Source organism: Alistipes sp. DJF_B185, from assembly GCF_964250025.1.
GTDB lineage: Bacteria > Bacteroidota > Bacteroidia > Bacteroidales > Rikenellaceae > Alistipes > Alistipes finegoldii.
Genome location: NZ_CAXUDY010000005.1, coordinates 150,542 through 163,973 on the forward strand (window position 1 = coordinate 150,542; position 13,432 = coordinate 163,973).

Annotated in this window: 19 protein-coding genes; all 19 read left to right on the top strand. The window is 52.1% G+C overall.

Features of this window, described 5'->3' with window-relative positions; all coding sequences use genetic code 11:
* The first annotated feature begins 74 nt into the window (after positions 1-74).
* The 19 genes from dcm to ACESTR_RS08580 all read left to right on the top strand — a co-directional run bounded on the left by dcm (position 75) and on the right by ACESTR_RS08580 (position 13,397).
* The gene (dcm, locus tag ACESTR_RS08490) at positions 75-1,217 is read left to right on the top strand and encodes a DNA (cytosine-5-)-methyltransferase (RefSeq protein ID WP_256128740.1); all 1,143 of its coding nucleotides are present in this window, start codon (positions 75-77) and stop codon (positions 1,215-1,217) included.
* The gene (locus ACESTR_RS08495; protein WP_305140654.1) at positions 1,208-2,086 is read left to right on the top strand and encodes a radical SAM protein; all 879 of its coding nucleotides are present in this window, start codon (positions 1,208-1,210) and stop codon (positions 2,084-2,086) included. The genes dcm and ACESTR_RS08495 overlap by 10 nt, the downstream gene beginning before the upstream one ends.
* A complete protein-coding gene (locus tag ACESTR_RS08500; protein ID WP_256128738.1) occupies positions 2,083-2,466 on the top strand; it encodes a hypothetical protein in 384 nt (127 codons plus the stop codon). Before ACESTR_RS08495 ends, ACESTR_RS08500 begins: the two co-directional genes overlap by 4 nt.
* Positions 2,463-2,765: a hypothetical protein gene (locus ACESTR_RS08505; protein WP_256128737.1), complete on the top strand. Its 303-nt coding sequence runs from the start codon at positions 2,463-2,465 to the stop codon at positions 2,763-2,765. Before ACESTR_RS08500 ends, ACESTR_RS08505 begins: the two co-directional genes overlap by 4 nt.
* A complete protein-coding gene (locus ACESTR_RS08510; protein WP_256128736.1) occupies positions 2,762-3,127 on the top strand; it encodes a hypothetical protein in 366 nt (121 codons plus the stop codon). Before ACESTR_RS08505 ends, ACESTR_RS08510 begins: the two co-directional genes overlap by 4 nt.
* Positions 3,128-3,201: 74 nt before the next feature.
* Positions 3,202-3,444, top strand: a complete 243-nt coding sequence (locus ACESTR_RS08515) for a hypothetical protein (RefSeq protein ID WP_256128735.1) — start codon at positions 3,202-3,204, stop codon at positions 3,442-3,444.
* 139 nt (positions 3,445-3,583) lie between these two features.
* Complete coding sequence (locus ACESTR_RS08520; protein WP_256128734.1) at positions 3,584-4,063, top strand: hypothetical protein; 480 nt, start codon at positions 3,584-3,586, stop codon at positions 4,061-4,063.
* Positions 4,056-4,304 carry a hypothetical protein gene (locus ACESTR_RS08525; RefSeq protein WP_256128733.1) on the top strand — a complete coding sequence of 83 codons (249 nt, stop codon included), beginning with the start codon at positions 4,056-4,058 and terminating at the stop codon, positions 4,302-4,304. The genes ACESTR_RS08520 and ACESTR_RS08525 overlap by 8 nt, the downstream gene beginning before the upstream one ends.
* A 186-nt stretch (positions 4,305-4,490) precedes the next feature.
* Positions 4,491-4,787, top strand: a complete 297-nt coding sequence (locus tag ACESTR_RS08530; RefSeq protein WP_256128732.1) for a hypothetical protein — start codon at positions 4,491-4,493, stop codon at positions 4,785-4,787.
* Complete coding sequence (locus ACESTR_RS08535) at positions 4,784-5,302, top strand: hypothetical protein (protein WP_256128731.1); 519 nt, start codon at positions 4,784-4,786, stop codon at positions 5,300-5,302. The genes ACESTR_RS08530 and ACESTR_RS08535 overlap by 4 nt, the downstream gene beginning before the upstream one ends.
* 38 nt (positions 5,303-5,340) lie before the next feature.
* Complete coding sequence (locus tag ACESTR_RS08540) at positions 5,341-5,670, top strand: hypothetical protein (RefSeq protein ID WP_256128730.1); 330 nt, start codon at positions 5,341-5,343, stop codon at positions 5,668-5,670.
* Between the two features lie 51 nt (positions 5,671-5,721).
* The gene (locus ACESTR_RS08545) at positions 5,722-6,603 is read left to right on the top strand and encodes a S49 family peptidase (protein WP_018696638.1); all 882 of its coding nucleotides are present in this window, start codon (positions 5,722-5,724) and stop codon (positions 6,601-6,603) included.
* 11 nt (positions 6,604-6,614) lie between these two features.
* Positions 6,615-8,168 carry a hypothetical protein gene (locus tag ACESTR_RS08550; RefSeq protein WP_256128729.1) on the top strand — a complete coding sequence of 518 codons (1,554 nt, stop codon included), beginning with the start codon at positions 6,615-6,617 and terminating at the stop codon, positions 8,166-8,168.
* Positions 8,169-8,192: 24 nt separating this feature from the next.
* Positions 8,193-8,750 carry a hypothetical protein gene (locus ACESTR_RS08555; RefSeq protein ID WP_256128728.1) on the top strand — a complete coding sequence of 186 codons (558 nt, stop codon included), beginning with the start codon at positions 8,193-8,195 and terminating at the stop codon, positions 8,748-8,750.
* A gap of 1 nt (position 8,751) precedes the next feature.
* Positions 8,752-9,537, top strand: coding sequence for a hypothetical protein (locus ACESTR_RS08560; RefSeq protein WP_256128727.1), 786 nt, complete (start codon positions 8,752-8,754; stop codon positions 9,535-9,537).
* The gene (locus ACESTR_RS08565; protein ID WP_256128726.1) at positions 9,537-10,220 is read left to right on the top strand and encodes a hypothetical protein; all 684 of its coding nucleotides are present in this window, start codon (positions 9,537-9,539) and stop codon (positions 10,218-10,220) included. The genes ACESTR_RS08560 and ACESTR_RS08565 overlap by 1 nt, the downstream gene beginning before the upstream one ends.
* Entirely contained in the window at positions 10,198-11,139 is a 942-nt protein-coding gene (locus ACESTR_RS08570; RefSeq protein WP_305140655.1) for a hypothetical protein, read from the top strand. The genes ACESTR_RS08565 and ACESTR_RS08570 overlap by 23 nt, the downstream gene beginning before the upstream one ends.
* Complete coding sequence (locus tag ACESTR_RS08575; RefSeq protein WP_256128725.1) at positions 11,117-12,880, top strand: hypothetical protein; 1,764 nt, start codon at positions 11,117-11,119, stop codon at positions 12,878-12,880. Before ACESTR_RS08570 ends, ACESTR_RS08575 begins: the two co-directional genes overlap by 23 nt.
* 274 nt (positions 12,881-13,154) lie before the next feature.
* Complete coding sequence (locus ACESTR_RS08580) at positions 13,155-13,397, top strand: hypothetical protein (RefSeq protein WP_009596350.1); 243 nt, start codon at positions 13,155-13,157, stop codon at positions 13,395-13,397.
* The last annotated feature ends 35 nt before the right edge of the window (positions 13,398-13,432 follow it).

Sequence of the window (13,432 nt, forward strand, 5' to 3'; positions counted from 1 at the left end):
ATGGGGCAAATAACATTATCCGATATCCGTGCCCAGCAGACGAGTCCACTCAACAAAAAAAAAGAGCGATAAATATGAGGATACGAGTTTTCACGAGTTTTTCCGGCTACGACAGCCAGCTTATGGCTCTTCGGGACATCGGCGCGGACTACGAGTGCGTGGGCTGGTCGGAGATTGACAAATGGGCGATTAAGGCTCACGATGCAGTGTTCCCGGAGCTGGCCGGCCGAAATTACGGCGACATCACGAAAATCGATTGGAACGCCGTTTCGGACTTCGACCTGTTCACCTACTCGTTTCCGTGTACCGACATCAGCATCGCCGGAAAACAAAAGGGCTTCGATGAAGGTTCAGACACCCGATCATCCTTGTTGTGGGCATGCCGTCAGCCTATTGCGTCCAAGCGTCCGAAATTCCTGCTGATGGAGAATGTGAAAGCCCTCGCATCGGAAAAATATCGCCCACTGTTTCTCAAATGGGAATCATGGCTGCGTTCGCTGGGATATGTCAATTACACGGAAGTACTCAACGCCAAAGATTACGGCGTCCCGCAGAACCGGGAACGGGTATTTATGCTTTCCGTCCTTAACGGCAACTGGTACGAGTTTCCGCACCCGGTCAGGCTGGGAAAGCGGTTGAAAGACGTGCTTGAATCGACTGTTGATAAAAAATACTTTTTGAGTGAAGCAGCATTAAAAATTGCTGCAAAAGGATTCGGAAAATACACGAGTATAGACGGCGATGTATCAATGTGCTTGACATCAAGATATGGCGGGAACAGGAACGGGAAGATTATTTCAGACAAAGTGATGCAGATCGACGCAACGAAGGAAACGGATTGGAACCGCCAACAATACCGGGTATACGATCCGACTGGCATCAGCCCAACGATAAAAACGAAATCGGGCGGCGGCCTTGAACCAAAAATTCTGATGCGGGGACGCGGGTTCAACAACGGCGGAGAATCGACTATCCCCGGAACGATTACGGGCAGCGCGTGGGTGCAAAACAACCTGTTGGACTATGCGGGGCGCCTCCGCCGCCTTACGCCCCGCGAATGTTTCCGCCTGATGGATGTTTCGGATGGCGACATAAACAAGATACAAGCTGCGGGAATCAGTGATACGCAGCAGTACAAGCTGGCCGGGAACAGTATCGTAAAGGCCCCGATGATGGGGATATTTGAAAACATGTTGAGATACGGATTATGCGAATAGGTTTGGTTGACATAGACGGTCACAACTTCCCGAACCTCGCGCTGATGAAACTGTCAGCGTGGCATAAATCGCAGGGTGATTCGGTAGAGTTCGCCGACCCGATGTTCGGTCGTTACGACCGGGTTTACATGTCGAAGGTTTTCACTTTCACGCCCGATTGTCCGGACATCTACCATTGCGAGGTGATCCGGGGCGGGACGGGATTCCGGGACTATACGACGGTGTTGCCGGAGGAGATCGAGCATATTTGCCCGGATTATTCGCTGTACGGAGTGAACGAAGCCTACGGTTTTCTGACCCGCGGCTGCCCGAACCGCTGTCCGTGGTGCATTGTTCCGCACAAAGAGGGAGGAATCCGGCCGGCGTCTCCGTTCCGGGAGTTTATCGGCGACAAACGCCGGGCTGTATTACTCGACAACAATGTGCTGGCATCGGACTTTGGGCTGGAACAGATCGAGGAAATCGTCCGCATGGGAATCGCAGTTGATTTCAATCAAGGGCTGGACGCCCGGAGGGCGTGCGATAATCCCTACATCCTCGACCTGCTGGCACGGGTGAAATGGATTCGGCATATTCGGTTCGCCTGCGACCGGATGTCCCAACTGGAGGCGGTTACAAAGTGTGTCAAAGAGTTAGGGCGCCGAGGCATCAAGCCATATCGCATTTTCGTATACTGCCTAATACGAGATGTCGAGGAATCATTAGAGCGAATCAACGCCCTGCGCAAGCTGAAAGTCTGCCCGTTTGCCCAGCCTTACCGGAATTTCGATAATAACATCGAGCCGACAAATGAGCAGAAACGGTTGGCGCATTGGTGTAACAAGAAATCAGTTTTTTACAGTTGTGAATTTAAAAACTTTAGAGGATGAAAGACCAAGTAACGAGCATCGAGCAGTCGAAGCGGCTGGTCGAGTTGGGGGTGCCCGCGGACAAGGCGAGCATGGTGTACAGGAAGAGATACATCAAAAACGATTACGTGCTGGATATGGAGAGCCGGGAAATGGAGGTTATCGCCCCTGCCTTCACGGTCGCCGACCTGCTGGGAGTGATGCCGCCGGATATTCCTGCCGTAGTTGGGCAGAATCATGACTACGCTTTAACTCTGTCCAATAACTTCTGTTGGAACCTGCGCTACGAAAACAGCCACACGCACCAGTGCATTGGAGAGCAACTCGAATTCGATCTTGTCGACCTCCTTTGTAACCGTATTGAGTGGATATTGTCTAACGGATATGAATTGAACCTATGAAAAGCGAAAAAGCAAGACAAGAACTGGAGGACGGTAGCTGGAAAGTAGAGGTCGGTTGTGAGGGCGAAGAATTTGACCTGCCATATTATGCCGTGAGAGTAGATGTAGCCCTGTATGCGGTCGAACTTGCCGAGCAGGAGGCCGAGGAGCGGATGCGCGAGAAAGCAATAGAGGCGCATAGAAAAGTCTGCTTCTTTCGAAATTACAAAGACAATACTTGCGCAAATACGGCAACTGAATGCGGCGAACATAGCTGCTATTACATGAATTATCTTATCCAAAAACTGACCAAGAAATGAAAACGATTGAGGAAAGAGCAAAAGCCTTTTGCGAAAAAAACATCTGCGTAGATTGCGGAGATCGAAAGAATTGCGACCGGGGGTGTGTGGGATGCTGTATTCCTACCTTCTCAGCCCTTGAATGGCTTATCCAATTCGGAAAATCCGAACATGCAGAGCTGACGCGCTGGCACGACCCGAAAGAGGAGCTGCCGGAGTATTACAAGGTTGTGGAGGTAAAATGGTATGGTTCCGGGCTGATCCGCATATCGACAGCATGGCTTTCTGCCGGTGATGCCGGTGGCTATTTGTGGACTATTGAGGGTACGAGCCGCCTTATCAGCGTTAAAAATATCCTCGGCTGGCGGGAGATTCACGAATAAGACAGAGATATGGAAAAAGAGAAAACGGCGGCCGAAATAGATGCTTATCCAATGAACTTAATACTCTAAAAATCATGACTCCGAAAGTAACAATTGAAATCACCCCGGACGGATGGAAACGTACTGTCATTTTGGGTAATAAGACCTACATCGAGAAGTGGGTGCGGATTCCGACGGGAGCCAAAAGCATCGCAGGAAATTTTGAAGATGAGAAAGGGATAGACGATGACCTCTATGAAGCATTGAACACAACGAACGAACTCGACATTTCACTGGCCTTACGGTCGTTTGTCGAAAAAAAGAAAGGAGCGTGCTGATGAAAATGTAAAACCGGCAGGGCGACGACAGGCATCTTATAAAATGGGAAAATTGGTATAAGAAGAACATTCGGAAATTAGGGGTTCGAGTCCCCGGTCGCCCACAAATAACCGCCTCAAGGCATAAAATTATTTGATGATGAAAGAAATGCTCACAAACTACATCAGTCGATATTCGGCATTTGGATTGAAGTTCGACGTCACGATGGAAGTGCAGAAAAGAGACAAAACCGGCTTCTCAATCATCGGCCAGCAGGTACCGATCCTTCGGCCGGGTGATGATGTTCGTAACGAGATCACCCATAGGGGACATCGACTCGTTCCATTGGTCGGGTGTGCGGCGATCGTATTCAAGTGTTCTCCGGATCAGGTCGCCTTCGATAAGGAAATCGGTGTCGCCTATCGGCTCGGCCCGTTGCACATTCCAGCGATCAAGTTGATGTATCTGCCGGAAACCGGGGATTTTTCCGCATGCTATTTGAACGGCGAACACTACCCTATCTACTCATATCACCGACTTTATGACTACCTCGACTCGCTTCTGATCGATTACCGAGGATTAATCGGCGAGGGGCTTGCCGTCAGCAATCATGCCGTAAAATGCGATCCGTATGAATGACCTATATGACATATCGGGTTCCCTTTCAAGAGCAGGCCATGCATTTGCGGCCTGCTCCTCGTCTATGACAGCTGCGGCCCAAGCTGCCGCTGCGGCGTGTATTGAGACCAACAGGATCATCGAAACCGCCGAGCGCTACCGCCGGAGTTCGGCGTTTCGCATGTTGGCAGGTATTCGCCGCAAGTACCGCCACAAATTGAAAAAATGCCAACTACACGAACTACACGAACTACAACGCTAATAATCAACGAAATAAGTACAACTACTTTAACAACAAAAAAACTACATAAAACTACATTTTATTCACTTTCAAACTCTAAAAACTACAATCACTATGAAAAGCTACTTTTGTAGTTTTGTAAATATCTGATTTTCAACATGTAGTTAATTGTAGTTCGTGTAGTTGCCCAAAATAGGTATCCTTTTTATGAAAACATACTATGACCTTTCCGACGAAGAGTTCTTGAAGTACCTTCGTTTATTGGTAGCGCAGCTCTCACGCCTGCCACCTTACCACTGGCAGCGGATTGCGGCTATCGCAGGCAATCCCGAAGAATTCATTGAAATCGTGCAGTCCATGTGTAGCGACGGGCTGTTCGACTGGATAAACGAATTCGGGAACCGTTGCTGCTTTATCGACATAAAAGACGATTCTCTGATCAGGCTCGATCCTATGTATGTACGAACCTTAAAAACCGGAATTGACAAACGAATATGGAAATGAGACTCACCTTCGATGTAGATGACCGAATACACATGGATTATCTCGCCTATCTCTTCGAGCGGGATACCTCCGGCGCTTATATCGTGACAGCCCGAAATTGCTTCGGGAAACTGATCATCGGGCACACTCAAGCTGCATGCCTCCCGCCCAGAGAAGCCTGCGGAAAATTCGCAGTGACTTTTATACTGCCTATCAACGAAGCCACCCAGAACTTTCAAAATAAGTTCATTTACCTTTCGGCCCAAGCAACCAAGCAGCTCAATATCTCCCTGCGCGCCTACTTTGAACTCGACTTTTGGGAGTTCGTGCAGCGCCGTAAAGCCCTCCGCCAACGCAAAGAGGAGATTATCGAAGCGTTCATCCTCTCCCGTAAATTGTTCTCGGCTGAATACTTTGAATCCCTCCACAAGCGGGCCTATCGTCGGGAACTGAAGGAGCTGGAAGCCTTGAAGCGGAAACTGACCCGCCGTGCATACTACATCGAATCGCTCGTCGATGAGCCGAAAAAAGTTTAACCGAAAATCGTAATTATTTCTACAAATTCACTGATAATATGCTTAAAATTATCACTTCTATCGCCTTAAAACCGGCGGCATACCCTGCCGCCGAGTTTCGGCGGGTTCCCTTGATCAGTCCGTTCGGCAATCTCAAAACGGCAACGACCCGTGAAGATGCAGGAGAACTCCTGACGATTACTCTGACAGCAACACTCCGTTCTGACGATGCTTTCCTGCATGAGCCTGCAATCGTCCGCGTCAAATGGCGCGGCGGCTCCCTTGTTTTCGGCAGCAAGGACATCCCGGCCCTGCTTACACTGACCGAGGAAGAAACCCTCGTTGCCACCTGCAAATACCAGACATCAATCGATGCGGTAAAGGGGTAATGCCGTCCTTTTTATGCGGCCTGCGACCAAGTAGATTTGCATAAAAAAGAAATGAAACGCCTGATCACCCCGGAGAACAACGTCAAGCTGGCCCTCGAACTGCGCCGCGGTCGTTGGCTCGTTCACGATATTTCCACTCTCATACCAACGGCCATTTCGCTGCTTCAGCAGCAGGACATTCTACTCCAAGCTGCCGAGCGAGAATTCGACATCATGCTTTACGATGTAGATGCCCGCGCCGTTTCCGCGAATGCCGCCAGAAGCGGCGACCCCTGCGTTGCTGTGATCCCAATATCCGGCACGATTACCAAATACGACTCCTGCGGAACGATCGGAACTGCCACATATGCACAGGCCCTTCTCGCTGCTGCGGCTGACACAAACGTCGTTGCCTGCGTTCTCGACATTGACTCCGGCGGCGGGAATTCGACGGCTGTTCCCTTGATGTTGGATGCGATCCGCAAATTCAAAGCCACAGGGAAGCCTCTGCTCGCACATGCCGATTTTTGCGCGTCAGCAGCTTATTGGATCGCCGCACAATGCGACGCAGTCTATTGCGACAACGCCATCACATCGGAAGTAGGGTCAATCGGCGCATATACATATTTCATCGATGACCGAGAGGCATTGGAGAAGTCCGGACAAAAGGTTCACGAGATATACGCGGAAGAGTCATCCGACAAAAACCTCGCATACCGCCAAGCACTCACCGGAGAGTACACGCTGATCCGCATGCGCCTGTCTCATTTGGTCGCCGCGTTCCATGCCGACGTCAAAGCGGGCCGGCAAGCCCTCCGGGCCGACGCGCCGGGAGTACTGACCGGCGCGACTTTCTTCGCAGACAAGGCTATCGAAAACGGCCTTGCCGACGGCATCGCCACTTTACAGGAATGCGTCGATCACGCCTTTATCCGCGCAAGTATTCACTCATAATTATATCGAACATGAAATTGAACTGGAACTTTATTTCGAAAATCTTCGCCCGAACTGTCGGGGTGGAAAATCTTTCGCGTGATGCAGAAGGGCATGAGGTACTCTCTGCTGATCAGCGTAAGATTCTCGAACAGAAATTTGGCCCGGAAGCCTTGCAGCACTACGACGCATACGCCGCCAGCGATGCAAATGACGACGCACAGCAAGAACAGCTTTTGCTGAACTTCCTCGATGCCATCGGTCGCTCCGGCGGCGACGACAAAGACAAGTTACGGCAGGAACTGGCAAAAGCAGAAGAAAAAATCGCGTCGATGTCTGCCCAGATGACGATCTTACAGCAGGAGAAGGAGAAACTCGCCAAAGCCCGCGAAGATAAGCCTGCCGCAACAGAAGTATTCGGGAGAAGCGAAGGCCGTACCTTCACGATCGACGCGAAGGCATCCCACAACCACCTCGCGCTCGAAGCTCTGGCCACGGGCCAGCTTCCGACTTTCTCCGCAGCTACGATCGATGTGGATGATCTGAAAAAGGAGCTGGGCACCTATTCGTCGCAAGGGAACAGTCTGGAACTCATGCAGGACATCTACCGGGGGTTCACCTCGGCGAAGTTCATGACGCCGAAGCGTGCGATCGAAACCTACAAAGCCGTCCGCTCAGACTATACGTCCGTCGTACAGGAGTTCTCGGCCAAGTGGACTCCGTCTGGCGATGCACGGTTCACCGCCATCAAAATCCAGAACTACCGGCACAAGATCAACTTTGCGATCGTCCCGGCCGACGTCGCCAACTCGTGGCTGTTGTCGCTCTACAACGAGCGTCTGTCCCCCGATCAGATGCCGATCACACGCTACATCGTGCAGAAGATTCTGCTGCCGTCGATCCTTCAGGACATCGAGATGAAGATGATCGGCAAAGGCAAGTACAAGGCCAAGGAGAACCCGACCGATGCCGGCAAGCCGGAAGAGTCGATGAACGGCATCGAAACGCTGCTCGTCGAAGCGGCCAAGTCGGGCGATAAGGGTATCAATTTCTACCCGAACGCAAAGGATCTGCGCACAGCAACAGATGCCGAAGTCGTCGAGTACATCAATGACTTCGCCCACAAGATTCTGGCGAAGTATCAGTCCCTGAAGATGAACATCTTCCTGTCTGCCGATCTCTACGTGAAATACAAACGAGGTTACAAAGACAAGTGGGGAGCCGGCAGCGGCACAGAGAATCCCGATTTTGGCAAAGACCGTGTCGATTTCACGAACTTCTCGCTTCAGGTACTCGACTGCCTGTACGGCTCGCCGATCATCTTCTGCACGCCGAAGTCGAACTTCATCATGCTGCAGAACCTGAACCAGCCGCAGGTGATCACCGACATCCAGAAGGTCGATTACGAAGTCCGCTACTACGGCGAATTTTGGCTCGGTGTCGGCTTCGCGTTCGGCGAAATGCTCTTCGCTTCCGTTCCGGCCGACTACGACCCGCAGGCTGCAATCTCGGATGACGGCTCGACCGACTTCTGGAAAAAGACCAACGCTGCCGCTGAAGTGGAAGACACCCACGAGGGCGCATAGTATCAAACCTTAACACCGATTATCATGTATAACCCTGTATCAATTCTGAAAACGGACGAGGGCGCAGGCTGCCCTCGTCCCAAAAACCCGACAATAATCCTCGTTCCTGTCGAATTCGTCGCTGCGGAACCGACGCGGGAAATCGGAGACATCGTCATGAAAAGCGATCTGGAACTGATCGCAGAAAAGAAAGCAATCGGCATCTACGCTACGCCGAGTACGATCGAATGTACCGAAGAGTCTGAAGGAGATCCCGACGCCCGCGGCGTCAAAGTCGGCATCGCCTTCGAGCATCCGGGCGATTCGGCCGAGATTGCCGGTTTCACTGAGTACGCACGCAACCGTGGGTTCATCGCATTGAACCGTGATTGCGCCAACGGCAATACGGCGGAATATCGCGGTTCGAAGTGCAACCCGCTCTTCCTGACGACGGAGTACACCAACAACAAGGATGCCCGCAAGCGGAAGCTCACGTTCAAGCAGGAGCAGCGAGACCTGATCGGGGCAAGCATCTACAAAGGCAAGATGCCGGAACTCGCCAACGAGGCTGCATCGGCACCGACAGAGGAAGAGGGGGCATAGTATGGGAAAGAATAACACCGCAAGACAGACCGGGGCCAAAGGCGCTCCGGCTGTTTCGGCCACACCTCCGGCCGAAGTTGAAAAACGAGCCGCAGATGCGGGAGTCGTAAGCCCCGATGGGAACACTCCAGAAGAAACCCCCATTCCGGAACCGGCACCTCTTTCGCCCCTTCCGGAAAAGGATGCCGCCCCCGCACCGGCCTCTTCGGATGCTGAAGGAGTACCGGCTGACGATTCCGTTATCGTTATCGCGGCCTACCCCGGCACGAAAGACCTGTTGCAGGCTCTGTGGCAGAAGGCGGCTCCCGGACACTGTACGCTTGTATTCGTCGATGATGCCCCCTTCGCAAAGCAATTCCCCGCTCTGATTGCGGATGCCTCTATCCCCGACGAATTCGTGTTTGTCCCGGCCAACTGCGCTCCGGTCGCTCCGGTGGATTTTGCAGATCTGGCACAACTCAAGGTATACGTTCGCAAAGACGGTTCCCGACACTACTCAGAACGTCTGCCGATGCTCCTGAACAAAGTGGCTCTGGTCGAACTTTGCGGAACGATGCAAGAGGATGCCGACAACGAAACCCTCGTCGCGGATTATGCAAAAGAGTATCGCCGCGGTGTCCGTGCTACGGAAGTTTCGCACGATTTCGGCAACTTCGTTACACTCGTCCTGCGGAGCAATCCCTGCGAGAACGTCGTGATCGCCGGACTCTGTCAGCGTAAGTTCATTGCAGCATCTGCCGAAGGCTGGAATGCGGTATCCCCCTTGCTCACCAAAATCCGGTCGTAATGCGAGATGCCGTTCAAAAGTGGTTAGAGTCCGGAGCCGAAGTCCAAGCAGGGCTTCGGCTCCTCTCTCTTTACGCCAAGAACGAGCATCTCGCCCAGCTCGTAACAGCGCGTCCCGATCGGTACAAATCGTTGCTTATCGACACGCTGTGCAAGGCAGCGGGGACTTCTCCACTCACGACGCCCCCGCCCAGCTCCCGCCCGGCCTTCCGGGAGCAATGGACGTTTCTCTCTGAACCGGATTGTCCGCCCGAATTGAAAATTCTGGCAGCCGACAAAATTACAGCCTATCGAGATTACGTAGATGCGCACCGGCGGCTATTCGATTGTACCACACTGGACGAATGTTTTGCGACGGCCGAAAATCTTATAAAATCTTTTTCCGAAAATCGAAAAATTCTCTACGAATTCACATACTACGCCGAGCATCATGCGCTGCTCGGCCGGCACTCGATCTTCAGGGAGATGCAGGAACTGGCGACCCTGCGTAAAATGGGGCCTGTTGCCCTTGTCGCCAGACAGAAGAATCTCAAAGGAAGCATCTGGCGGATCAAACACGAGATAACCCGCGGCAGCAAGCCCCATCTGGATATCGAACGAAGAAACCGTCTGAAGGCGAAAGAACGCGAGCTTGCAGCCGTCAATAAAATGATCGAAGAATATGAACGAACTATCCGACCATAAGAGCATCGGTGAAAACCTCGCGCCTGAAGAGGAGCAGAGGTTGGTCGATCTCGGTGCGCTCGGCTGGCCGCCGGAAGATATCGCCCGCAGCATCAGCGCGAACGTCGAGCAGTTTACGCAGGAGTACAACGACCCGAACAGCCGCGTTGCCGTGCTGATAGCCCGTGGTCTCTTGCAGAAACGCGCACTACTCGAAATAAGGCTCATGGATGAGGCTCTCGGCGGAAACATTCCGGCGACGACACAACTCTACAAAGTACAACGAGACCGTTCGTTTGAAATGACGAAGCTGGATGTGTTCGGAGGATTCACCGACGAGCAATCCTACCAGCGCATCATGGACTACATCGACAAAGGTTGCGAAGACGATCTCTCGGCAAAGGAACAGTTATATATCGACTTGTTGAATCTCGTATTCTCCCTCTCCAAACAACATGACCGCCGAAATGTCATCAAGTTCCTGACAAAGCCGCCCTTCAAACTCTCCTATGCACGTGCCGTCGATATTTATGACGAAGCCGTGAATCTCTTCTACTCGAACCGGCGCGTAACGAAAGAGGCGCTTCGGCAAAAATACGCCGACGACCTCGAAGCATGGTCGAGCATCGTCGCCCAAAGAGCGACCTGTGCCGCCGACTATGCCGTGGCGGCAGACATGCGGGCAAAGGCCGCAAAAATCCTCCGTCTCGATCAACCCGACCCGGAACAACTCCCATCCTCACAATATATCAAACCGATTCGTCTTCTATCCCTCGACTCTTCGGATGTCAGCCTCCCGCCGGCAAACAGAGACGCGCTATCGCGCCAGATCGATTCCGTACTGGCACCGGATGCCGTAAAAAAACGTCTGCGCATGGAAGCGGGGATCGAAGATGTGGATTTTATCGAAATTATCAATGTCGCACAGGAAGAGAATTAACGCCGGGGACAGCCCCTGCATCGACGTACAATATCAGAACCTGTACGCCCAAGTAGCATCGTTGCTGATGCCGCGAAAGCTCCGCGCTGTCTTGGGCCGCGGCTCGGCCAAGACGACGGACTTTCAAGCCGAACGACTCGCGGAGATTATCTTCGACATGCCGGGTGCCCCTTTGGTATGGGTGGCCGATACCTTCTCGAACCTCACCTCTAATATCCTGCCCGGTGTGCTTGAGGGCCTCGAACGCAAAGGACTGCATGAAGGCGTCCACTACGTAATCGAAAAGGAACCGCCGACATACACGGAAAAAGAGAAAGAACACCTGCCCACATGGCTCAAACCGCATTTCTGGAAGCCATTCAACCGTCTCGTATCCTACAAGCGTACAATCATTTTTCATACCGGTACAAATATCCGATTCGGCTCCCTCGATCGACCTTCGACACTGGCCGGCAGTTCGTATGTCTATGTGTTTGGAGACGAGGTAAAGTATTTCAAGGAAGAGAAGATCGCCAACCTGATGAAAGCCGTCCGCGGGTACAGCGTGCAATATGGAAACTCTCCGTTTTACCGTGGCTACTCCTTCACCACGGATATGCCTGATGTATCCCACATCGGGGAATATGACTGGATACTGAAAGGAGCCTCGGCAATGAATACCGAGCGGCTGACACTGGTCATGCAGGCTGGGTTGGTATACAATCAAGCCCTTCATGAATATGTCGCCGCAAAATTGGAATGGCAACGAACCCGGACACCGGAAGCCGAACGTGAGTACAAAAACAAACTACGCACGGCACGTCTTTGGCGGAGCCGCTGGGTAGAGCTGCGCCGACTACCGGAAACCGCAACCTTCTTTATGCTTGCATCGAGCTATATCAATGTCGACATTCTGACTGCCGAATGGTTCGACGACGCCTTTGCAGAGCAGTTCAGCGACTACAAGGCCGCGATCCTATCAATGAAACCGACACTGGAGGGCGGAGAGCGTTTTTATGCCAACCTCGGAGAACGGCACTTTTACTACGATGGCATCGATGAAGAAGCCTACGAACGATTCGGACTTCTGGAGCAAGAGGACAGTCGTGTCTTGCGGTATTGCAATCCACAGCGGGTGCTATCGCTCGGCGTGGACTTCGGTAATATGTGTTCGATGTGCGTTGCTCAAGAAGAACCGCAGATACTGCGCGTATTGAAGTTTATTTATACCCTTTCCCCAGAGTCGATTAGACAGTTGGCAGACAAATTCGTCACCTATTTCGCGCACCACCGGAACAAATACGTGATGCTGTATTACGACCGCGCCGGCAACAACTACCGGAAAATGGGTGCCGACACCGCGTCGCAGCTCAAACACGCGATCGAATTCGACAGCAACGAGCATCCTACGGGTTGGAGTGTACAGTTGATGTCCATAGGCCAAGGGAATATCGGGCAGGGCGACGAGTACATCTTCATGCAGGAATTGCTGGCCGGACACAATAAATATCTGCCGCAGGTGCTCATCGATGCTTACCAGTGCAAACCGCTCAAGGCTTCGCTCGAAAATGCTCGGACACGGGTCTCGAAAGGTAAAATCTGTAAAGATAAACGGTCGGAGCATCTCCCGGTCGCCGAGCTGCCGATGCGGTCTACCAACCCGTCTGACTCTTTCAAGTACCTGATGATGACGCCGCCGTTGATCCAAATCGTCAAAGGATCACCGAGGAGCGATATTATCTACGAACCGACTTTCGGATAAAAAAAGCGGAGACGTCTCCGCCTCCGCCGGAATAGAGAAATTCTCATTTCTCAATCCTATGCAATGGCAAAGGTAGCCATTATATTCAAACCTGCAAACTGTTTCGGGGGTACAAATAAAGCCCCCGGCCGCAAGTAGTCATCTCACCTACATACTTACGCAAGCATGCGCCACAAACGCACGACCGAGGGCTGGATAGTCTTCTGTCGCGTTTATGACGCATTTGCTTTCAGTATGCAGGTGAGACGACAAAGGTAATAAAAAACAGAGTGCAATGAAACTTTATGAGGTTATATCGTTCAACCGCGAACTCCTGCGACGCCTATCGTCCGTCGGTATCCGACTGGACGATTGCAAATACATTGATCTTTATGAAGACTATCGTAAGCTCCGCGAGGGGGGGGGTAAAATGACCTACATAGCGGCCGTTCTGGCTGAAAAATACGGAGTGTGCGAACGGCAAGTATACCTGATCATCGCCCGGTTTGAAAAGGACTGTACGGATATTTCAGTGTGATCCCAGCATTTTCGGCTGCGGGATGAATTCTGCAT